Origin of the sequence: Truepera sp. (genome assembly GCA_032027045.1) — a bacterium.
Lineage (GTDB): Bacteria > Deinococcota > Deinococci > Deinococcales > Trueperaceae > JAAYYF01.
Genome location: JAVSMU010000001.1, coordinates 1245798 through 1266348, shown reverse-complemented (window position 1 = coordinate 1266348; position 20551 = coordinate 1245798). Strand labels below are relative to the sequence as shown.

The following is a 20551-nucleotide window of genomic DNA, read 5'->3' as shown; positions in this document are numbered from 1 at the left end:
TGAGGAGAACAGATGAACACACCCGAAGAACTCCGCTACGCCCCCACTCACGAGTACGCCAGGCGCGAGGACGAGACCGTCACCGTGGGCATCACGGACTTCGCCCAGGACCAGCTCGGCGACGTCGTGTTCGTGGAGCTGCCAGAGTCTGGCCGCCGCGTCAGTAAGGGCGAGCAGGTGGCGGTGGTGGAGTCCGTCAAGACCGCCTCCGACATCTATTCACCTGTCAGCGGCGTCATCACCGACGTGAACGGTGCGCTCGAGAACACACCCGAACTCATCAACGACCAGCCCTACACGGGGGGCTGGCTCTTTCGCGTCGAGATGGAGAACGATGCGGAGCTCAACGAGCTGCTCGACGCCGACGCGTATCAGAAGAGCGCTTTAGAGGAGGGCTGAGTGCGCTACGTCCCCCACACGAGGGAGGACGTCGAGCGGGCGCTGAACAAGGTTGGCGCGCCCTCGATCGACGCACTCTTCGCCGACCTCCCGGCCGCGCTGCGTGACCCCGAGATCGACCTGCCCAGCGGCATGGACGAGGCCGGCCTGCTGGAACACCTGCAAGGGCTGGCGGCCAAGAACGACGTGGCGGGCCCCAACTTCCTGGGCGGCGGCCCTAGGCGCCACTTCATGCCCGCCGTCACCGCCCACCTCGCCATGCAGAGCGAGTTCGTGACCTCCTACACGCCCTACCAGCCCGAGGTGGCGCAAGGACTCCTGCAGGCCACCTTCGAGTACCAGACCGTGATGGCCGAGCTCACGGGCCTGCCCGTGAGCAACGCGAGCATGTACGACGGCGCCAGCGCCGTGGCCGAGGCCGTCCTGCTCGCCATGCGTCAGACGGGCCGCGACCGCGTGCTCGTCAGCCGCGGCGTACATCCCGAAACGCGCGCGGTGATAGCCACCTACCTCACCGCCCTCGACACGGTGGTCGAGGTCGTCGACCTCGACCCTCACACCACGGTCCTGCCCGACATGGACGACGGCGTGGCGTGCCTGGTTGCCCAACAACCCAACTACCTCGGTTACGTCGAGGACATGAGCGCGCTGACCGAGGGCGCCCATGCGGCCGGGGCGTTGATGGTGGCGGCCGTCGACCCGCTGAGCCTCGCCGTCCTCGCGCCTCCGGGAGGGTACGGCGCCGACATAGCCGCCGGCGACGGCCAGACCCTCGGCAACCCCCTCGACTTCGGTGGTCCCGCCTTCGGCTTCATGGTCGTTAGAGACGAGCTCATCCGCCAGCTACCGGGCCGCCTGGTGGGCCAGACCGTGGACGTGGACGGCCGCCGCGCGTTCGTGCTCACGCTGCAGGCCCGAGAGCAGCACATAAGGCGTTCAAAGGCGAAGTCGAACATCTGCTCCAACCACCAGCTGACGGCCGTCATGGCCGCCATCAACGTTGCGGCGTTAGGGCCGCAGGGCCTGCGCGACCTGGCCCTCGGCTCGCTGGCTAACGCCCACGCCCTGGGCGCGGCGCTGAGTAACGCGGGTTTCGAACCCGAGATCGAGCGGCGCTACTTCAACGAGTTCGTCCTGAAGGTGCGGCAGAAGCCGGCGGCGCTTCGCAGCGCGCTGGCAGCGCACGGTGTTCATGCGGGCGTGGAAGTGCCCCCCGAGTACGGCTTCGGCAACGCCATCGTCTTGAGCGCCACGGAGAGCACGACTCGCTCTCACATCGGGGCGCTGGTGGCGGCGCTCACCGCCTCGGGAGAGGGCCTCGGCGCGCCCGCCGGCTACGGGGAGGTGGCCAGCCATGGCTGAGGCCTCCAAGCTCCCCCCCATTCCGCTCCACCCCCAGCTTCCCCTGATCTTCGAACGCTCGAGGCAGGGCCGCCGGGCCTCCCAGCCGCCCACCCCGGCGGCGGTCGACTTGGCCGAGTTGCTGGGTGAGGACAACCTGCGCAAGGAGCCCGCGCGGCTGCCCGAGGTCAGCGAGCTGGACCTCGTGCGGCACTACACCCAACTGGCGCACAGGCAGATGAGCATCGACGCCAACATCTACCCGCTTGGCAGCTGCACCATGAAGTACAACCCCAAGGTCAACGAGGACGCCGCCAAGCTGTTCCAGGACCTACACCCGTACCAGGCCGAGGAGACCGTGCAGGGCGCCCTGGAGCTCCTCTACAACCTGCAGGGCGATCTGGCTGCCATCACGGGCATGGACGCCGTCAGCCTCCAGCCAGCCGCCGGCGCCCACGGGGAGCTGGCGGGCATGCTGATGATCCGGGCCTACCACCGCTCCAGGGGTGAGGGCGAGCAACGCAAGTACGTCTTGGTCCCCGACGGCGCGCACGGCACCAACCCCGCCTCGGCCGCCATGGCGGGCTACGAGGTCGTGGAGGTTCCCACCGGCCCCGACGGCGAGGTCGACCTGGCCGCCTTCAAGGCGCGCCTCAACCCGCAGGTCGCGGGGGTCATGCTCACGAACCCGAACACCTTGGGCCTGTTCGAGCGGCGCATCCTCGAGATCAAGGAGGCCGCCCACGCGGTCGGCGCGCAGCTCTACTACGACGGGGCGAACCTTAACGCCATCGTCGGGCGCGTGCGTCCCGGCGACATGGGTTTCGACGTCGTCCACCTCAACCTCCACAAGACGTTCACTACCCCGCACGGCGGCGGTGGCCCCGGCACGGGTCCTATCGGCGTCAAGGCGCACTTGCGGGAGTTCTTGCCGGTGCCGGTCGTGGCCAGGCGCCCGGGCGGCCAGTTTTACCTCGAGTACGACATCCCGCGCTCCATCGGCCGCATGCGCTCGTTCTACGGCAACTTCGGCAACCTCGTGCGGGCGTACACCTACATCCGTGCCCTCGGCCGCGAGGGGCTCCGGGAGGTGAGCGGCCACGCCGTACTGAACGCCAACTACCTGCGCATCAAGCTCAAGGAACTCGGCTTCACCGTGCCGTTCGACCGGGTGAACATGCACGAGTTCGTGGCACAGCCACCCGGCGGCCTGCGCACGCTCGACATCGCCAAGGCGCAGCTGGATCACGGCATGCACCCGGCCACCGTCTACTTCCCCCTCATAGTGAAGGAAGCGCTGATGGTCGAGCCCACGGAGACGGAGTCGCTCGAGTCGTTGGACGCGTACGCCGAGGGCCTCGCGGACGTGCTACAGCGCGCGGAGGAGGACCCCGAATACCTGCACGGCGCGCCTTACAACACGCCGGTCAGGCGTCTCGACGAGGTGCGCGCCGCCAGACAGCCCGTCCTGAAGTACGAGTTCGGCGCGGACTGAACCACACGAACCGAGGCGCCCCGGGCTCGTTCGTCCGGGGCGCCAAAACTATGCGGTCGTAGCGTTCAGCTACCAGTTACCGGGTTCAAGAAGAGCAGGACGACGAGCCCTCGCCGCTGGGTGGAGCCGCGCCGTCGGTGCGGAAGCTGTGGCCGCAACCGCACTCGCTGGAGGCGTTGGGGTTGCTGACGCTGAAGCCGCCGCCCATCATGTTCTCGACGTAATCGACCTGAGAACCCTTCAGTAGCGGCCAACTCCGCTCGTCCACGACCAGCCTCACGTTGCCTACCTCGAAGACGTGGTCGCCGTCCAGGCGCTGATCGTCGATCTTCATGCCGTACTGATAGCCGCTGCAGCCCCCCGACTTCACGAACACGCGGATGGCCGCGTTCGCCTTGTCGTTGCCTGCGAGGAGCTGGCCGGCCTTCTCGGCGCCCGCCGGCGTGAGGGTCATGTGATCCTGGTCTGCCATCGACTGCTGCATGCGGGCAGGATACAGCACCCGCGCGGCCTTGCGCAGGGGCGAGGTGACGTTCGCACGTCTGGACGTGCCGGCGGGCGCCCGGTATACTTCCTACCCGGCCGCGGCCCATGCGGAAGCCTGGCGCCGGCCACCTGGGGGTATAGCTCAGTCGGTAGAGCGGCGGTCTCCAAAACCGTAGGTCGAGGGTTCAAGTCCTTCTGCCCCCGCCAGACATGCGTCCGGCGCCCGTAGATCACCGGGCGCCGGACGCTTTCTCGACTCGGCGGGCGGCGGTGGGCCCGGCCTGCGGCTGCATCTTGCCGTCTCTAACGGGCAATCCCCCCGTGGTATCTTGGCTGCGTGAACCCGAACACCGTCCGCCCCGCCAAGCCCCTCAGGGTGCTTGCGGCGGTGCTGGCCTGCCTTGCATTCGTAACGCCCGCGCTTGCGGCCACGAACGAGGTCTGGGTGGTGCCGATCGACACCGAGATCACGTCGGCCACCACGGCGTTCGTCCGCAACCGGGTGAAGCTCGCCAACGACGAGCAGCCGTTGGCGCTCGTCTTCTACCTCGATACCCCGGGCGGCGCCGTAAGCGCGATGCAAGACATCGTCGGCATCATCCTTCACGACACCAACGTGCCCACCATCGCCGTGGTTCAGAACGCCTTCAGCGCGGGCGCCCTCATCGCCATGAGCGCCGAGCACCTCGCCATGCTTCCGGGTGCCAGCATCGGCGCTGCGTTGCCGATCCTGTCGACCCCCACCGGCATCCAGGCCGTGGACGAGAAGTTCTCGTCCGCGCTGCGAGGCGAGTTCCGTAGCGTTGCCGAGGCGCGGGGGCGCAACCCCGTCGTGGCCGAAGGGATGGTGGACGCCAAGGTCGAGATCCCGGGGCTGTCGACGAGCTCCGAGCTCGTGACGCTCACGTCCAAGCAAGCCGTCGAGTTCGGCATAGCCGACACGGAGGCCAGGACGGTCGACGCGGCGCTGGCCACCTTCGGCTTCGCCGGCGCCAAGACGGTGCGCCTCGAACCAGGGCTGGCCGAGCGTTTGGCCGGCATCCTGTCGAGACCGCTCATCGCGGCCGCCCTCATCGTCCTGGGGATCGGCGGCCTACTCATCGAGGCGTTCACGCCGGGCTTCGGCGTCCCCGGCGCCATCGGGCTCATCGCGCTGGTGGTGTTCGCCGCCGCCACTTACTTCGCCAACCCCCTCGGGCTGGTCGACGTGGCCATCTTGGTGGTCGGGGTGGTGCTGCTGGCGGTGGAGGTCTTCGTCATCCCGGGCTTCGGGGTGGCGGGCGTCCTCGGGATCGCCGCCATCGTCGTCGCCCTCATCCGCATCTTCGAGGAGGGCGTGGTGCCCGTTCTCGGCTACTCGGTACTCTTCAGCGGGGTGCTGCTGGCGGTGTTGCTCTGGTTGTTGCCGAACAGCCGCCTGGCGTCGGCCTTCCGCCTCACCACCCGCATAGCCACTCCCGACGGGGGCGGCCTGCAGTTCCAGGGCGGCCGCAAGGACCTCGTGGGCCAGGACGGGGTCGCGCTGTCCGACCTCAGGCCGGCGGGGGTGGCGCGCTTCGGTAACGACCGGGTGGACGTGGTCAGCGAGGGCGACTTCGTGAACGCCGGAACACCCGTGCACGTCCTGCGCGTCGAAGGTAATCGCATAACCGTGCGCTCGCTAGCCGAGCCCACCTCCGCCCGTTCGGGCGACAAGGAGACCTAGATGGACATACCGATACTGATCCTCGCCGGTGCCGTACTTCTCTTCTTCATCATCTTGTTCAACTTCATCCCGGTTGGGCTGTGGATCTCGGCGGTGGCGGCGGGCGTCAAGGTATCGCTCTTCTCCCTCGTGGCCATGAGGCTCAGGCGGGTGCCGCCCAACCAGATCATCTTGCCGTTGATCAAGGCCGACAAGGCAGGGATAGCGGTAACCCAAGACCAGCTCGAGGCACATTTCCTGGCGGGCGGCAACGTCAACCGCGTGGTGGATGCGCTCATCGCGGCCGACAAGGCGCAGATCGCGCTGCCCTTCGATCGGGCGGCCGCCATAGACCTGGCCGGGCGAGACGTGCTCGACGCCGTGAAGGTGTCGGTCAACCCGCGCGTCATCCAGACGCCCAACGTGAGCGCCGTGTCGAAGGACGGCATCGAGCTGATCGCCACGGCCCGCATCACGGTGCGCGCCAACTTGGAACGCTTGGTGGGCGGCGCGGGCGAAGAGACCATCATCGCGCGCGTGGGCGAGGGCATCGTCTCCTCCATCGGCTCCACCGACAGCCACAAGCACACGCTCGAGAACCCCGACACCATCTCCAAGACGGTGCTGGCCAAGGGCCTCGACTCGGGCACGGCGTTCGAGATCCTCTCGATCGACATCGCCGACGTGAACGTGGGGCGCAACATCGGGGCACAGTTGCAGACCGACCAGGCCGAGGCCGACAAGCGCGTGGCGCAGGCCAAGGCCGAGGAGCGGCGGGCCATGGCCGTGGCCGCCGAGCAGGAGAACCGTGCCCACGTGGAGGCCATGCGTGCCAAGGTCGTCGAGTCCGAGGCCGAGGTCCCGCTCGCGGTGGCGCAGGCCTTCAGGGACGGCAACCTGGGCATCATGGACTACTACCAGATCCAGAACATCCAGTCAGACACCAAGATGAGGGGCAACATCGGCCGCGCCGCCGAGGAGGGCAGCGACCAAGGGTGAAGATCGGGTTCGAAGAGATCCTCGGCCTGTTGTTCCTGGTCTTCTTCGTGATCGTGCCACTGTTCACGAAGAAGTCGAAGGGGCCGACGAGCCGTCCGCCACGTGCCCCTGGGCCCGGTCAGGGACCGGCCCGGCAGGCGAGTGGCCCGGGCCACTCGGCGCCGGCCGGCGGGGGTGGCGGTCGAGTAGTCGCCGACACGGGCGGCCAGCCCGGCTCGTGGCGCGAGATCCTGCAGGAAGTCCAGCGCCGCGTGCAGAGCGCTGAGGCGACGGAGGCGGCGGCGAGCGGGCGTGGTCCCGTGGTCGGAGAGCCGAGCCTCGCCGGCCGAGCTACGCCGGGCCACATGCCGCAGGCCGCTGCCGGCGGGCAGGCGGGCACGGCGGCGCCTGCGGGCACGGCGGGGGCGAGTGGTCGACCGGGGTCCAGCGGCGGCGGGCTGGTCAGGAGCGACCCGTTCGGCGGAGGGCTCGTACAAGGACAGACCACTTCGAGCAGTCTTGGCCGCGAGGGGGCCCGGTTCGTTCCCCCGGACGAGGCCGACCCCGCGCGCGTCACGCGACTGCGCTCCAAGGGTCGCACCGCGAGCGGCGCCATGGAAGCGGTCGCCGCCCTGGACGCCTCGACCAGGCGACCAAGGGACCTGGCCACAGCGGCTAGACTGGGGACGGCCGTTCCGCATGAGCAACCGTTCATCGGGACGAGCCGGAGCGAACTCGTGCGCGGCATGATCTGGCATGAGATTCTCTCGGAACCGGCCGCTGTTAGGCGGCTCAGGAGGACACGATAGCGACTTCGATGACGCTCAAGCTGCGCAGCCCCGCCGAGGCCCTGTCCTTGTACGGTCAGAACGACGAGAACCTGAAACTAATGCGAACCCGACTCCGGGCCAAGGTAGTGGCGCGGGGCGACGAGCTTAGGCTCAGCGGCGAACCCACGGAGGTGGCGAAGGCCGAGCGCGCGTTCCGTAACTTGTTGACGACCATCCGCAAAGGGGGTGAGGTCAGTCTGGCAGAGATAACGTTCGGCGAGCTCGACCCCGGCTTCGAGGGTGGAGTCGAAGCCGACTCGAACGCCGCGGAAGGGGTCTTGCCGCCTCCCGCACGAGGCGGACTCCCGGGGATCGGGCGGCTGCCCGACGGGGCCGAGGCCCGGCTTCCTGGCCGTACCCGCCCGAAGACCGCGGGCCAGCGGCGTTACGTGAACGCGATAGCCAACAACCCCATAGTGTTCGGGCTCGGACCCGCCGGGACGGGCAAGACGTACTTGGCCGTCGCCATGTCGGTAGAGGCGCTCATGGCCAACCGGGTGAAACGGATCATCCTCACCCGCCCCGCGGTCGAGGCCGGCGAGCGCCTGGGCTTCCTCCCCGGCGACCTGCAGGCCAAGATCGACCCCTACCTGCGCCCCCTGTACGACGCGCTGCATGACATGCTGCCGGCAGACAAGGTCGAGCGCCTGCTGGAGCAGGGCACCATCGAGGTGGCGCCACTGGCGTTCATGCGTGGGCGTACCCTGAACGACGCCTTCATCATCTTGGACGAGGCGCAGAACACGACTCCGGAGCAGATGAAGATGTTCCTTACGCGCATGGGCTTCAACAGTAAGGTCGTCGTGACGGGCGACACCACCCAGACCGACCTGCCGACGACCATACAGAGCGGTCTAGCTACCGCTAGCGCGATTCTGCAGGACATCGAAGGGATCAGGTTCGAGCACTTCAGCAAGGCCGACGTCGTGCGGCATCCTCTGGTGGCTCAGATCGTCCTCGCCTATGAGCGGCACGCCTAGACGCCTAGCGGGGCCGCCCAGGGCGCGCTACTGGGTGCTCGCCGTACTCGCCGCCGCTGCCTTCGCGCTCATCTTGTATAGCGTTTACGGTACGCGCCAGCGCACCCCGCTGCGGGTGGGCCAGGCCAGCCCGCAGGAGTTCGTCGCCCCGGTCGACACTCAAGTGATCGACATGATCGCCACTCAGCGTGAGCGGCAGTCGGCACGCTCCCAGATCGAACCCGTCTACACGCCCGACCCGCAGGTCACGGCCCTGGTGCTGGCCGCCATCACCAGCTCGGGGCTGCCGACTCACGTCGTCGACGAGGTCATCAGTCGTTACCGTGCTGCCGGCGGCGTGCGTGCCTCGGAACTGCCCGGGCTGGTGGATGAGCTAGTGGCCCAGTCACCGCCCGAGAGGCAGCGAGAGGTGCGCCTGGTGCTCGACAAGCGCTTGGTCGCGAACTCCGTGCCCAACGACCGCCTCACACAGGTGGCCCGCGACGCGGCCGCCGCGGCGGTGGCCCCGGTCATGCAGTCGCTGGAGGCCGGCCAGGTGATTGTGCGCGCGGGAGAGCCGCTCACCGAGGATCAACTGCGCGTGCTCGACTCGCTCGGCCTCTACAGCGCACGCACCGAGGCCGCGACCCAAACCGCGTGGATCGTCGTTGGCGTCGCGCTGCTCTCGCTCCTGCTGCTCGCTCCCCTGGTCGTGGCCAGGGTGCAACTGAGCAGGGCCATGACCTTCAGGAAGATCGCGTTCCTGGTGGCGCTCACGCTGGGGATACTGGCGCTCCAACGGGTCGCCCTCGACTTCTCCGCGCATTTCCTCTTCGCCCTGCTGGTGCCCCTGGTAGTCGCCGCACTGCTGGGGCCTCGCCTGGCGCTGCCCTGGGCGGCCTGGATGGCCCTCGCAATGGGCATCATGGTCCCGGCTGCCCCGCTATACGCCGTGGCCGGCACGCTCATCGGGGGGGCCGTGGCGGCGCTGATGGTCCGCAGCGCCGGCAGCCGCCTCACCCTGCTGCTCGCCGGCAGCGTCGGCGGGCTGGCGGCGGCGCTGTCGTTGGTGGCCCTCGTCCTCGTCGGTGGCGGCATGCCCATGGCCTCCATGGCAGCCGGCGCCATGCTTCTGGTCGCCGGCGGCGTACTGGCCGGCGTTCTCGCCCTTGGGCTCCTGCCCATCGCCGAGGGCGGGTTCGGGTTCCTCACGGACTTCCGCCTCACCGAACTCTCGAGCCCCAGCAATCCGTTGCTTCAGCGGCTCATCACGGAGGCCCCGGGAACGTACCAGCATAGCCTGATAATCTCGAACCTCGTCGATCAGGCCGTGAACAGCGTTGGCGGCAACGCCCTCCTCGCGCGGGTGGGCGCCCTCTATCACGACGTGGGCAAGATCAAGCGGCCCGGGTTCTTCGTCGAGAACCAGTTCTCGGGCGACAACCCGCACGACCGGATCAGCCCGCACCTCTCGTACCTCATCGTCACCAGCCACGTTCGCGACGGCGTCGAACTCCTGCAGGAGTACCACCTGCCCGAGGAGCTGCTGCAGTTCGTGGAAGAACATCACGGGACCACCGTTCTCAGCTACTTCTACAAGCGCGCCCTCGACGAGGGCGAGGTCGAGGAGCTCAACTTCCGTTACCCGGGGCCGAAGCCGCGCTCGAAGGAGACGGGCATCCTCATGCTCGCCGACGCGGTCGAGTCGGCGTCCAGGACCCTCACCGACCCAACGCCCACGAGCATCCGTTCTCTCATCGACAAGCTCATCAAGCAGCGGCTGCAAGACGGCCAGCTCGATGAGACGCCCCTGACCTTCAACGACATCGAGGTCATCGCCGCCACGTTCCAGCGCATGCTCACCGCCATCCTGCACCGGCGCATCACCTACCCGAGCGCCGACGAGCTCAAGGGCCTGAAGCGCTCGCGTTCCGAGCGCTTCGCGGCCGTCTCGGGCGGGCATGTCGCCTAAGGTAGAGGTCATCGACGAGACGAGGAGTTACCGCCTCAACCGGCGGTTGCGCGACGTCGTGGCGGCGTACATGGAGGCCACGGGCCTCGGGGGCCGCGAGGTGACGATCGTGTTGACGAGCGACGCGGCGATCGCGGAGCGCAACTCGAGGGACCGCGGCGTCGCGGGCCCCACCGACGTGCTCTCGTATCCGACGTACGAGCCGGACGGGGCCTGGTTCCCCGGCGTCCCGTCTTTAGGCGATCTGTTCATCAGTCTCGACACCGCGAAGAGACAGGCCAAGGCGCACGGCCACGCCCTGGCCGACGAGGTGCTGGTCCTGGCGGCGCATGCGCTCACCCACCTCAGCGGCCACGACCATCAGGACGAGGCGGCCTGGGAGCCCTTCAGGGCGGCACAGGCTCGTATCTTGGAGCTGGCCCGGGAGCGGCCCGACGCGTGACGGGCCGAGGCAACGTGCGGCGCTCCCTCGGCTTCGCGGCGACGGGCCTCGCGAGGGCGTGGCGCGATCAGCGCAACTTCCGCGTGGAAGTGGCCCTGGCGGCGGTCGCCGTCGCCCTGGGCTGGTTGACGGGCGCCGCCCTCGTACCCATCGTCGTGGTGATCGGACTCGTGTTGGCACTCGAACTCGTGAACAGCGCCGTGGAGGCGTTGGTCGACCTGGTACAACCGAGTCATCACGAACTGGCGAAGGCCGCCAAGGACCTGGCCGCGGCCGCCGTCCTCGTGGGCGCCGTCATGGCTGCGGTGGTCGGTGTCCTGGTCATCGGGCCACCGCTCGTGCGCGCGCTGCGTGCGATCTTCTTAGGAGGTTGAGAGGTGACCGACACCGAGCCCGCTCCTGAAAGCGTGCCCCAAGACCTCCTGCGAGCGGCCAGGGCGGCGCTTGCGAACGCCTACGTGCCCTACTCCCACTTCCCCGTCGGCGCCGCGCTGAGGAGCGCCTCGGGCATCGTGTACTCCGGCGCGAACGTGGAGAACGCCAGCTACGGTCTCACGCGCTGCGCTGAACAGTCGGCGGTGCAGGCCATGGTCACCGCCGGAGAGCGTGACTTCACCGAGATCGTCGTGGTATCGGGCTCGGAGGTTCCGGCGTCACCGTGTGGCGCCTGCCGTCAGATCCTCTTCGAGTTCGCGGGGCACGCCCGCGTCTACCAGGTCAACGCCGCCGGCACCGTGGTGGCGTCGACGGTCGCCGGCCTGCTGCCCGGCGGATTCCGTCTGTGACGGTTGCGGCAGGCATGCGTTTTCTCACGACGTCATAGGTATACTTCGGCTTGATGCCTCGACGTCTCCTGATAACGTTCCTCGCGCTGGCGGCAGCGTTTACCCTGCTGCAAGCGCCGGCCGCAGCCCAGGGTGTACCCGCCATAACGCGGGTGGTCATCCTGCCGTTCGACACCGACGCGACCGTCTCGCCCTACCAGCTCGGCCTCCCCACCGCGCTGCAGCACGCGCTCAACCAAGTGCCGAACCTCTACGCGCCACCGGTGGGAGACGCGGCCCTGGTGGCCAACAAGGCCGCCGCCGCACAACTCGACGTTGGCGCCACCATCGGCCGGCTGTTCGATGCCAACGCGGTCATCACAGGCCGCGTGGCCACCGGCGGTGGCGGCGTGAAGGCCACCATCAACGTTGCCATCGGTGGCGCCGTCAAGCCGGTCGAGGTCCAAGGCGCCACGCCGGCGGCCCTCGCGACGGCGGCGGCCGAGGCCGTCTTGCGTATTGTGCTGCCCGAGTCATCGGCAGAGACGTTGAAACGCGTCGGCGACGCGGCCGGGCAGACGCCTTCGGTGCCCAGCCTCGGGCCTACGGGCCTGGCCGCTTCGGGCCTACCGGGCGCACGCGCGGAGGATCTCAAGGCGGCGGCCGATCTCGACGCCGGCTCTGCCTGGGTATTGGTGGAATACGCGCGCGTCCTGGCGCTCGAAGGCGACCTGAGCGCCGCCGTGGCTGCCGCCAAGCAAGCCGCCACCCTGGCCCCAGCCGACGCCGAGGTACAAGCCGGCGCGGGGGTGGTGTTCGATGCAGCCAACGACCTAGAAGCCGCCGGCGCCGCCTTCGCCGCCGCCCTGGCCACCAACCCCGCGCACGCGGTGGCCCTTGCCGGGCGCGCCGCCGTCGAAGCCGCCTCGGCCACCGCTGGCGGGGCCGACCCGAGCGCCGACCTGCAGGCCGCCATAAACGCCTACCCGCGGTTCGTGGACGCCTACGTCAGGCTGAGCGCCCTGCAGCCCGACTCGCAGCGCGCGCTGCAGACCCTCCGCAGGGCCGAGACCTACGCGCCCGAGTCCATCCTGTTGCGCAGCACGGTCATGCACCGCCTGATAGAAGGCGGCGCCGCAGGCGACGCGCTGGCGTACCTGCAACAGGCCCTGGCGGAGCCCCTGGCCCGCTCAGCAGGCCTCTACGCCCTCGCGAGGCTACTGCCATCGACCTATGCCGACAAGGCCCTGGCCATCGTCCAGGACGGCCAGGCCCTCTACCCGGGCAGCACCGACCTCAAGGTCGCCCAGGCGGACCTGCTGCTGCAGAGCGGGCACGCGGAGGAGGCCGAGGCCATCCTGCGCCCCCTCTACACCCAGGCGCCCAACGATCTGGCCGTCGGCAACCTTCTCGCGGTGGCGCAGGCTCGCCGGGGCGACCTGGAAGGCGCGCAGCGCACGTTCGAAGCGATGCGGGGTCAGGGCGCCGACGTGGACCGGAGCCTCGCCGAGCTCTACCTGGCTGCCGGCCGCGCGAGCGGCGCACTCAAGTTGTTGGAGCCGCTGGTCGCCGCCGCTCCCGACGACGCCGAACTGCAGGCGCTCTACGGCACTGCCCTGGTGCGGCTCGGCCGCTTGGACGACGGCAAGCAGGCCCTCGACAAGGCCCTCGCCCTGGAACCTGGCCAGGCGCTGGCCAAGCGCAGCCTCGAGCTCCTCGACCAGCAGCGCCAGCTGACCGGCGGCGCCGACGTGACGTTCGACGAGGAGGCCGGCGTCGCGTTCCAGCAGGGGCTCTACGCCCTGGACGTCAAGGACTACACCGCGGCGGCAAGCGCGTTCGCCCGTTCCAACGCGGCACAGGCGACGGGCCTGGCGTCGTTCTACCTCGGCTACGCCAAGCAGCTCGGCGGCGATACCCGCGGCGCCGTCGACGCCTACCAGGTAGCGCTTCAGTCGTACCCGGACTCCGACATCGTGCTCAACAACCTCGGCTACGCGCAGATCGAGCTCGGGCGCTTCGATCTCGCCCTCGACTACCTCCGCCGGGCGGTGGCGAGCAACCCGGACAACGCGCAGGCACACCTCAACCTGGGCATCGTGTACTACGCCATCCAGCGCTTCGACGAATCGATATCCGAGTTCACGGAAGCCGGCCGGCTCGACCCGAGCCTCCAGGCGACCACCGATGGGCTCATCGCCGACGTCCGCAAGCGCATGGGCCAGTAGGGCCCGCCGCGTAGGGCGACGGGCCGCGACCGGGGCCACGCCGCGGTAGGTTCCGACCGAAGCGCTACCATGGAACGCATGACGATCAGGAACGCCGTGAAGGCGCTGGCCCCCTACCGCTTCACGCCGCATTCGGAGCCCATCAAGCTCGACCAGAACGAGAGTCCCGACGACGTTCCACAGGCCGTCAAAGAGCGCGTCTTCCGGCACATGCTCGAGGTTCCCTGGAACCGCTACCCACACCTCACCCCAACGGCCCTCGAGGGACGCCTGGCCGCGCGGCACGGTTGGGACCCGGCCGGCGTCGTCGTGGCGAATGGTTCGAACACGCTCATACAGGCCCTCACGGTGGTGTCCGGCATAGGCCGCACCGTCGTGACGGTCACGCCGACCTTCGCCGTCTACGCCCAGCAGGCGCGCCTGCTGGGCGCACAGCTCGTCGAAGTGCCGCTCCTTCCGGGCTTCGGACTACCCAGCGCCGACCTCCGGTCGGCCATGGCCGACCGCCCCGGCGTCATGTTCCTCGCCAACCCCGCCGCGCCCACGGGCAACCTCTTCAGCGAGGCGCAGGTCGAGGACCTCATCGAGGCCGCGGGCCAGGCGATGCTCGTGGTCATCGACGAGGCCTACGCGGAGTTCGCCGGCGGCAGCCTGACCGGGCTGGCGCTGCGCCACCCCAACGCCGTCATCCTGCGCACTTTCAGCAAGGCGCTCGGGCTGGCCGGCGCCAGGATAGGCTTCGCCCTCGCCCACCCCGACGTGGCCGAATCCGTGCGCAAGGCGCTCCTGCCGTTCAGCGTGAGCCCCTGGCAGGAAGCGGTTGCCGCGGCGCTGCTCGACGAACCAGAGCTGGTAGCTGCGCGCGTAGAGCACGCGCTCCACGAGCGCGAGCGCATCAGGACCGCCCTGGCCGGGTTGCCGGGGATCGAGCCGTTCCCGACCAGCGCGAACTTCATCCTGTTCAGGACCGCGGACCCGGCCGGCCTCTACCGGCGGCTGCTCGCTGCCGGCGTGGTGATCAGGCGCCAGGACCACCTGCCGGGCGCGGCGGGTTGCCTGCGCGTGTCGGTGGGCACCACGGCCGAGAACGACGCTTTCATCGCCGCCTGCGAGGCGGCCGTGATGGAAGTACCCCAAGCCCACGGAGGAGACCGATGAGCCGCAACGCGCGAGTCGAGCGCAACACGCGCGAGACCCAGATCCAGGTGACCCTAGACCTAGACGGCGCCCCCGGCGCGACCAGTGGCGCGGCGACGGGTCATGGCTTCCTCGACCACCTGCTCGAGCAGGTCGTGCGGCACGGCCGCCTCGACCTGGGGGTGAAGGCCGTCGGCGACCTGCACATAGACGTGCACCACCTGGCGGAGGACACCGGCATCGTCCTCGGTCAGGCCGTGGCGAAGGCGCTAGGCGACCGGACGGGGATCGAGCGTTACGGCAGCTCGTTCGTGCCGATGGACGAGACGCTCGCCCACGTGGTGCTCGACCTGTCGGGCAGGCCCCACATCTCCTTCGAACCGGGCGCTCTCAGCGGCGAGCCGGGAGGTTTCGGCGCCTACCACCTGCGAGAGCTGCTCAGGGGCTTCGCCAACCACGCCGGGGCGACGCTGCACGTGCGACTGCTTGCCGCCGACGAGACGCACCACGCCTGCGAGGCCATCATGAAGGCCTTCGCCCGCGCACTGCGCGACGCGACGCGGGTGACGCACGAGGGACTCCCCTCGACCAAGGGCCTGCTGTGAGTTTCGAGACCGTGGTCATCGACTACGGTGCGGGAAACCTCCACAGCATCGAGCGGGCGCTCGAGCGAGCGGGCCTCTCACCACGGGTCGTAGCCGACCCGCGAGAGGTCAGTGGTCCAGGGCTACTGGTGCTACCCGGCCAAGGCCACTTCGGCCAGGTCGCCAGGGCCTTCCGCGCGTCCGGCTTCGAGGACCTGGTGCGACGGCACATCGCTGCCGGCAGGCCGTTCCTGGGCATCTGCGTGGGACTTCAACTCCTCCTACGGGGCTCCGAGGAGGCGCCCGACGAACCGGGGCTCGGCATCGTCGAGGGCTGGGCGCGGCGCTTCCCCGCCGGCCTGGGGAGCGTGCCGCAGATGGGCTGGAACCAGCTCACGCCTCGCGGGGCCTCCCCCCTGCTCGAGGGCGTCGCGCCCGGGGCTTACGTTTACTTCGCCAACTCGTATTACGCCGACCTTACGGGTCACGGCCCCGCCCTGAACGGGGCGACGACCGAGTACGCCGGCGTGACCTTCCTGTCCGCGATGTCGCTCGGCAACGTGCACGCCACGCAGTTCCACCCCGAGAAGAGCCAGGCGGTCGGCCTGCGGATACTTGCCAACCTCGCGCCTATCGTGCAGCAGGCGGCCGCGTGATCGCCCGCGCGGCCATCACCTTGCTGCTCATGGCCTCGGCGACGTTGGCGACGGCCCAGGCCTGGGCGGTCCAGACGGTTGCGCTGCGCGACTACCGGGAGGCGCAGGCCGCCGCGCAGGAGTTGCGCGACCGCTCGTTCGATGCCTACACGGAGTTCGCCATGCAAGACGGACTGCAGTTCGTGCGGGTAAGGATCGGTTGCTATACGGACAGGGCCGCCGCCGAGGCCATGGCTTCGGTGCTGGCCGGGAAGATCGTCAGCGAGGCTGCGGTCGTGGAGTTCACCTCGGGTGCCCCAGCGCACGCCTGCGCCACGAGCACCGTGGGCTTCGTCAAGCCGGGTGAGTGGGAGCCCTTGACCGAGCCCGGCGCGGTGCCGGCCTTCGCGGTGAAGGTGGCCGGCCGCGAAGCGCGCGTGGTCCACGACGGCACCCGCTGGCGGGTACTACAGGGGCTCGGCCCCATCCCCGAGGCGGCCGCTGAACCCGCGGGTGAGTTCCAGGAACTGGTGAGGGGCGGCGTCCGGTTCGTGGCCCAGAAGCTCGGCAGCAAGGAATATGTCGTCTGCCCGGGCCGCTTGCTGGCTCACGTGGGTAAGGTGGCGATCGTGGAACAGGGGGACCTCCTGGTGGCGTGCGAGTTCACGGAGGAGACGCCGTGACCGACTCCTCAGGCGCTGCCCAGCCCAGGGTGCGCCCGCTCGTCATCCTCACGGGCGTCAGCGGCGCCGGTAAGACCACGGCGCTGCACGCGCTCGAGGACGTCGGCTTCTACACCGTCGACAACCTGCCGCCCGGCCTATGGCGGGGCCTGGTCGAGAAGGTGACCGACGAGTGGAAGGGCATCTGCATCAGCATCGACATCCGCGCGCGCGGCCTTCTGGCCGAGGCGCCGACGGCGCTTGCGGAACTGACGTCGCTGGGCCACGTTCCGCGCCTGCTGTTCCTCGACGCCTCCGACGAGGTGCTCGTGAAGCGCTATAACTTCACGCGCCGCGCGCACCCGGTCTCGACGGGCACACTGACCGGTGACCTCGCCGCCGAGCGCGTGGCCTTGGAGCCGCTGCGGGCCCTGGCAGACGACGTCATCGACACCACGGCAACGAGCGCGAGGGCGCTGACTCAACTCCTGTGGGACCGCTTCTCGGGCGGGACCGGCACGCTCTTGAGGCTCGTGTCGTTCGGCTTCAAGCGTGGTGCCCCCACTGACGTCGACGTGGTTCTCGACGTGCGGGGGATGCCCAACCCGTTCTACTCCGAGACGCTGCGGCCGCTGCCAGGAACCGACGCCGAGGTGCAGCGCTACGTCTTCTCGCCGGAGGCCCTCGAGCTCTACCAGCAGATCCGCTTGCTCGTGCGCTCCCTCGCGTATCTGGCCGAAAGCGGCGGCAGGAGCAACTACGCGGTCGCCGTGGGGTGCACCGGCGGTCAGCACCGCTCGGTGGCGGTGGTGGAGCGCTTGAGCCATGACCTGGCGGGCGCCTACCGCACTCAAACACAGCACCGTGACCTGGCCGCCGCCCTCGCCGAGCATGAGCAAGGGGGCGGTGAAGCGCCATGAGACCCGTGTGGGACGGCGCGCGTAGGCTGCGGCTCTGGTTGGCGCCGGGCATGGGCGTCAAGCGCCACATGGTGGCGGCTATCGGCGGTGGCCTGGCTTTGGTGCTCGGCGCTGTTCTGTTCACGCTCTGGGTCTACGGCGAGGGCCGCGCGGAGCTCTCCCAACCGGTGGAGCGCGTGCTCAGCTCCCGGCCCTGGGGTGCGATCGGCGGCTGGGTCTCGTTCGCCGTGGCCCTGTCGGGCCTGACCCTGACGGTGGTGGCCATCGGCCGCCTCAACCGGTCGCTCCTCTCCAACTGGCTGCCCCACCCCGACGACGCGGCGCGCCTGCTCAACCGCCGCCTCGTCCTGGCCCGCGGCCCCAGGGTGGTCGCCCTGGGAGGTGGCACGGGGCTCTCGAACCTCCTGCGCGGCCTGCGCAAGCACACGTCGAACCTGACTGCCGTGGTGGCCGTCAGCGACGACGGCGGCAGCTCGGGGCGGCTGCGCGAGGCCTACGGCATGCCTGCCCCTGGCGACCTGACGGACTGCCTGGCCGCCCTCTCCGACAACGAGTCCGAGTTCACGCGTCTCCTTCAGTACCGTTTCGACCGCGGCCGAGAGCTGAGCGGCCACACCTTCGGCAACCTGTTCATCACCACCGTTGCCGAGGTCGAGGGCGACTTCGGCAACGCGCTGCGCCTGATCAACCGCCTGCTCGATCTCTCCGGTGCGGTGTACCCCGCGACGGCCGAGGCAGTCACGCTGGTAGTCGAGAAGGAGAACGGGGAGACGGTAAGGGGCGAAGAGAACCTGCGCAACGCGCCGGGGCCGATCAAGACGCTCTCGACCGAACCCGCCGATCCTGAAGGCCTGCCGGAGGTGGAGCAGGCGATCCGCCTTGCCGACCTGATCGTGCTGGGCCCCGGCAGTCTGTTCTCGAGCACGATCCCACCGCTGGTCGTGCCATCGGTTCGCGAGGCCGTCAACCTCAGCAGCGCCAAGCTCGTCTACGTGTGCAACATCATGACGGAGGCGGGCGAGACGGACGGGTTCGACGCTTTCGATCACGTGGCAGCCCTGCGCAACCACGGAGTACGCCTCCCCGACATGGTGCTGTTGAACTCGACCCCAGTGGACCGCGGCCGGCTGGAGAACTACCGCGGGGAGGCAGCGGAACTCGTCGACGCCGCCAGGCAGCGGTTCGAGGAGGCGGGGATCGAGCTCGTCGAGGCGCCCCTACTCGGGAGCGGTGAGCACGCCAAGCACGACAGCGACAAGCTGGGAACCGCACTCGCAGTACTCGCCACCCGGCGCGATAGCAAGCCGCGGATCCTCCAAGCGGTGCGCATGACGCCAGGAGCCTCCGCTTGAACCTCCTCCCGATCCTGGCTCTCGTCGCGCTGACCACCGTTACCGACCCCAGCGGTGACGCCTTCGGTGACGGCACGCTCACCCCGCCCACCGCCCCCATCTATGCGAACGTGGCCGTCTTCGACCTGCAGTCGGTAACGCTGGACAAGGCCGAGCAGGGCACGAGGCTCGCGGTCACCCTCGGCTCCCTCGGGCTCCCCGCCGACAAGGCGGCGCCTAGTGGCGCCGCTGCGTCTGGTTACGCGGCTGCACCTGGCGACGCCCATGCCGCCGGCGATGGCGACGTGGCCGGCCACGCTGATCTCACCACCCTGGACGGGCCCATTGGGGCCGCCGCAGGCGAGGACGCCGGCGAGGAGGCCCCGCTCGAAGGCTTCCTCCCGGCGGTGGTAGACGTCTATCTGGGCGCTGTCACTGGGGGCTCGAGTCGCACGCTCCCGGGGCCGGACCTCGGCTTCCCTGACGGGACGGGCTGGGAGTACGCCGTCCGGATCACGAGCGCCGGAGCGTTCTTCGTCACCTACCCCCAGACGACGGACGAGCCGCCCAAGGAGCCCGACGAGCCTGTGGACGTGTCATCCCTCCCGCGCCGCCACCTCGATGTGTACGCCACCGGCAATACCCTGGTGGTCTACCTGCCCGTCACGCTCGCCGCCGACACCCAGATTCACGCCATGACCGGCGTGTACGACCCCTTCTCCGCGAGCGGCTGGCGCGGCCTCTCGGAGACCCCCTCGCCGTGGCAGTACTCCGGCGCCACCGCGCAGCAGAGCCCCGTGGTCGACCTGATCGCCCGCAACGCCGACGCACAACGTGACGCGCTGAGGAGCGGGGTCCTGCCCCGTGCCGGAAACGAATCCTCGCTCTGGAAGGTCCCGTGGCTGTGGGTCATGGTGGCCGGCCTCTTGGTTGCCGTAGCGGGGCTGGTCATGCGCGGTCGGGTTCGCAATCCCCAACCCGCCGTCGCGGACGAGCCGTCGGCCGCGGAGGGCGCAACGGCCCCTGAGGCCACAGAGCCCCCCGAACCGAAAGATGCCGAAGGTGCCGTGGACGCAGAGGCACCGATGGTGGCCGAGCCGGAGGACGCCGCGGAGGTTGCTGAACCGGAGGACGCCGTGGAGATCGCCGGGCCGGAGGACGCCGTTGGGGTGGCCGAGTCGGAGGACGCCACGGGGGTTACCGAACCCGAGGACGCCACGGAGGTCGCGGTCGTGGCCACGCCCCCGCCGCCGGAAGCGAACGAGGACCAGTCCTCGCTCGAAACCCTGACAGCTCCGGAGGATGGCGCCGCAGACGGGGAGCTGGAGGGACTGGTCGGCCCCGAGCCCACCACGGCTCCGGCGGATGGCGCCGCAGACGGGGAGCCGAAGGGACAAGCCGGCCCCGAGTCCACCACGCCCGCGGACGAGACTGGGAGCGCCGCTACCGAACCCGGCCCCGCGGGCGCCGACCCGTTCGGCACGGCGGTCGAGGAGAGCTTCCTACTGTCCTTGGACGATCCGCGAGCCATCACGGACCTGCTCAGCGAAGATGACGCCGAGGAGAGCTTCTGGCACCCACGCGCGAGGAGGGTCCAGGTAGGGACCCCTGAGGCGGGTGACGCGGCTTCGCACCAGGACGAAGCCGGGGTACCTGGGAACGATGAGGACGAGGGTGCCGGTTAGACCGGTGCCAGTGCGTCAA

At 69.5% G+C, this 20551-nt stretch carries 20 protein-coding genes and 1 tRNA gene; 20 read left to right on the top strand and 1 reads right to left on the bottom strand.

Features of this window, described 5'->3' with window-relative positions:
• Window positions 1–12: 12 nt before the first annotated feature.
• The 3 genes from gcvH to gcvPB are packed head-to-tail and all read left to right on the top strand — an operon-like array spanning window position 13 to window position 3235.
• The gene (gene gcvH, locus ROY82_05770) at window positions 13–399 is read left to right on the top strand and encodes a glycine cleavage system protein GcvH (GenBank protein ID MDT3681971.1); all 387 of its coding nucleotides are present in this window, start codon (window positions 13–15) and stop codon (window positions 397–399) included.
• Window positions 400–1761 carry an aminomethyl-transferring glycine dehydrogenase subunit GcvPA gene (gene gcvPA / locus ROY82_05765; GenBank protein ID MDT3681970.1) on the top strand — a complete coding sequence of 454 codons (1362 nt, stop codon included), beginning with the start codon at window positions 400–402 and terminating at the stop codon, window positions 1759–1761.
• Window positions 1754–3235, top strand: coding sequence for an aminomethyl-transferring glycine dehydrogenase subunit GcvPB (gcvPB, locus tag ROY82_05760; protein ID MDT3681969.1), 1482 nt, complete (start codon window positions 1754–1756; stop codon window positions 3233–3235). Before gcvPA ends, gcvPB begins: the two co-directional genes overlap by 8 nt.
• A gap of 85 nt (window positions 3236–3320) precedes the next feature.
• Here the strand turns inward: gcvPB and ROY82_05755 are convergent, their stop codons facing one another.
• Complete coding sequence (locus ROY82_05755; protein MDT3681968.1) at window positions 3321–3719, bottom strand: iron-sulfur cluster assembly accessory protein; 399 nt, start codon at window positions 3717–3719, stop codon at window positions 3321–3323.
• Window positions 3720–3852: 133 nt separating this feature from the next.
• On the opposite strand from ROY82_05755, the gene ROY82_05750 reads away from it, so the two are divergent.
• The 17 genes from ROY82_05750 to ROY82_05670 all read left to right on the top strand — a co-directional run bounded on the left by ROY82_05750 (window position 3853) and on the right by ROY82_05670 (window position 20532).
• Window positions 3853–3928: transfer RNA gene (locus tag ROY82_05750), tRNA-Trp, on the top strand.
• Between the two features lie 130 nt (window positions 3929–4058).
• The gene (locus ROY82_05745; protein MDT3681967.1) at window positions 4059–5426 is read left to right on the top strand and encodes an NfeD family protein; all 1368 of its coding nucleotides are present in this window, start codon (window positions 4059–4061) and stop codon (window positions 5424–5426) included.
• Window positions 5427–6404, top strand: coding sequence for a flotillin-like protein FloA (gene floA, locus ROY82_05740; GenBank protein ID MDT3681966.1), 978 nt, complete (start codon window positions 5427–5429; stop codon window positions 6402–6404). It abuts the gene before it with no gap.
• The gene (locus ROY82_05735) at window positions 6401–7192 is read left to right on the top strand and encodes a hypothetical protein (GenBank protein MDT3681965.1); all 792 of its coding nucleotides are present in this window, start codon (window positions 6401–6403) and stop codon (window positions 7190–7192) included. The genes floA and ROY82_05735 overlap by 4 nt, the downstream gene beginning before the upstream one ends.
• Before the next feature lie 8 nt (window positions 7193–7200).
• A complete protein-coding gene (locus ROY82_05730; protein ID MDT3681964.1) occupies window positions 7201–8193 on the top strand; it encodes a PhoH family protein in 993 nt (330 codons plus the stop codon).
• A complete protein-coding gene (locus ROY82_05725; protein ID MDT3681963.1) occupies window positions 8177–10144 on the top strand; it encodes an HDIG domain-containing protein in 1968 nt (655 codons plus the stop codon). Before ROY82_05730 ends, ROY82_05725 begins: the two co-directional genes overlap by 17 nt.
• The gene (gene ybeY, locus ROY82_05720; protein ID MDT3681962.1) at window positions 10134–10586 is read left to right on the top strand and encodes an rRNA maturation RNase YbeY; all 453 of its coding nucleotides are present in this window, start codon (window positions 10134–10136) and stop codon (window positions 10584–10586) included. The genes ROY82_05725 and ybeY overlap by 11 nt, the downstream gene beginning before the upstream one ends.
• The gene (locus ROY82_05715; protein ID MDT3681961.1) at window positions 10583–10960 is read left to right on the top strand and encodes a diacylglycerol kinase; all 378 of its coding nucleotides are present in this window, start codon (window positions 10583–10585) and stop codon (window positions 10958–10960) included. Before ybeY ends, ROY82_05715 begins: the two co-directional genes overlap by 4 nt.
• A gap of 3 nt (window positions 10961–10963) precedes the next feature.
• Window positions 10964–11371 (top strand): cytidine deaminase, encoded by a 408-nt coding sequence (gene cdd / locus ROY82_05710; protein MDT3681960.1) that lies wholly within the window; start codon window positions 10964–10966, stop codon window positions 11369–11371.
• A 53-nt stretch (window positions 11372–11424) separates the two neighbouring features.
• On the top strand, window positions 11425–13578 hold the full coding sequence (locus ROY82_05705; GenBank protein ID MDT3681959.1) for a tetratricopeptide repeat protein: 2154 nt from the start codon (window positions 11425–11427) through the stop codon (window positions 13576–13578).
• A gap of 78 nt (window positions 13579–13656) precedes the next feature.
• Window positions 13657–14736: a histidinol-phosphate transaminase gene (gene hisC, locus ROY82_05700; GenBank protein ID MDT3681958.1), complete on the top strand. Its 1080-nt coding sequence runs from the start codon at window positions 13657–13659 to the stop codon at window positions 14734–14736.
• Window positions 14733–15320, top strand: a complete 588-nt coding sequence (hisB, locus tag ROY82_05695) for an imidazoleglycerol-phosphate dehydratase HisB (protein ID MDT3681957.1) — start codon at window positions 14733–14735, stop codon at window positions 15318–15320. Before hisC ends, hisB begins: the two co-directional genes overlap by 4 nt.
• Window positions 15317–15955, top strand: coding sequence for an imidazole glycerol phosphate synthase subunit HisH (gene hisH / locus ROY82_05690; GenBank protein ID MDT3681956.1), 639 nt, complete (start codon window positions 15317–15319; stop codon window positions 15953–15955). Before hisB ends, hisH begins: the two co-directional genes overlap by 4 nt.
• The gene (locus ROY82_05685) at window positions 15952–16617 is read left to right on the top strand and encodes an SPOR domain-containing protein (protein MDT3681955.1); all 666 of its coding nucleotides are present in this window, start codon (window positions 15952–15954) and stop codon (window positions 16615–16617) included. Before hisH ends, ROY82_05685 begins: the two co-directional genes overlap by 4 nt.
• Entirely contained in the window at window positions 16614–17516 is a 903-nt protein-coding gene (rapZ, locus tag ROY82_05680) for an RNase adapter RapZ (GenBank protein ID MDT3681954.1), read from the top strand. The genes ROY82_05685 and rapZ overlap by 4 nt, the downstream gene beginning before the upstream one ends.
• The gene (gene yvcK / locus ROY82_05675; protein MDT3681953.1) at window positions 17513–18868 is read left to right on the top strand and encodes a uridine diphosphate-N-acetylglucosamine-binding protein YvcK; all 1356 of its coding nucleotides are present in this window, start codon (window positions 17513–17515) and stop codon (window positions 18866–18868) included. The genes rapZ and yvcK overlap by 4 nt, the downstream gene beginning before the upstream one ends.
• Window positions 18865–20532, top strand: a complete 1668-nt coding sequence (locus tag ROY82_05670) for a glucodextranase DOMON-like domain-containing protein (GenBank protein ID MDT3681952.1) — start codon at window positions 18865–18867, stop codon at window positions 20530–20532. The genes yvcK and ROY82_05670 overlap by 4 nt, the downstream gene beginning before the upstream one ends.
• Window positions 20533–20551: the final 19 nt, after the last annotated feature.

Excerpts from the sequence above, each read along its gene's own strand:
- gcvH (MDT3681971.1), top strand. The coding sequence starts at position 13 with ATGAACACACCCGAAGAACTCCGCTACGCCCCCACTCACGAGTACGCC.
- gcvPB (MDT3681969.1), top strand. The coding sequence starts at position 1,754 with ATGGCTGAGGCCTCCAAGCTCCCCCCCATTCCGCTCCACCCCCAGCTT.
- ROY82_05755 (MDT3681968.1), bottom strand. The coding sequence starts at position 3,719 with ATGCAGCAGTCGATGGCAGACCAGGATCACATGACCCTCACGCCGGCG.
- floA (MDT3681966.1), top strand. The coding sequence starts at position 5,427 with ATGGACATACCGATACTGATCCTCGCCGGTGCCGTACTTCTCTTCTTC.
- ROY82_05730 (MDT3681964.1), top strand. The coding sequence starts at position 7,201 with ATGACGCTCAAGCTGCGCAGCCCCGCCGAGGCCCTGTCCTTGTACGGT.
- ROY82_05725 (MDT3681963.1), top strand. The coding sequence starts at position 8,177 with ATGAGCGGCACGCCTAGACGCCTAGCGGGGCCGCCCAGGGCGCGCTAC.
- ybeY (MDT3681962.1), top strand. The coding sequence starts at position 10,134 with ATGTCGCCTAAGGTAGAGGTCATCGACGAGACGAGGAGTTACCGCCTC.
- ROY82_05705 (MDT3681959.1), top strand. The coding sequence starts at position 11,425 with ATGCCTCGACGTCTCCTGATAACGTTCCTCGCGCTGGCGGCAGCGTTT.
- hisC (MDT3681958.1), top strand. The coding sequence starts at position 13,657 with ATGACGATCAGGAACGCCGTGAAGGCGCTGGCCCCCTACCGCTTCACG.
- hisB (MDT3681957.1), top strand. The coding sequence starts at position 14,733 with ATGAGCCGCAACGCGCGAGTCGAGCGCAACACGCGCGAGACCCAGATC.
- yvcK (MDT3681953.1), top strand. The coding sequence starts at position 17,513 with ATGAGACCCGTGTGGGACGGCGCGCGTAGGCTGCGGCTCTGGTTGGCG.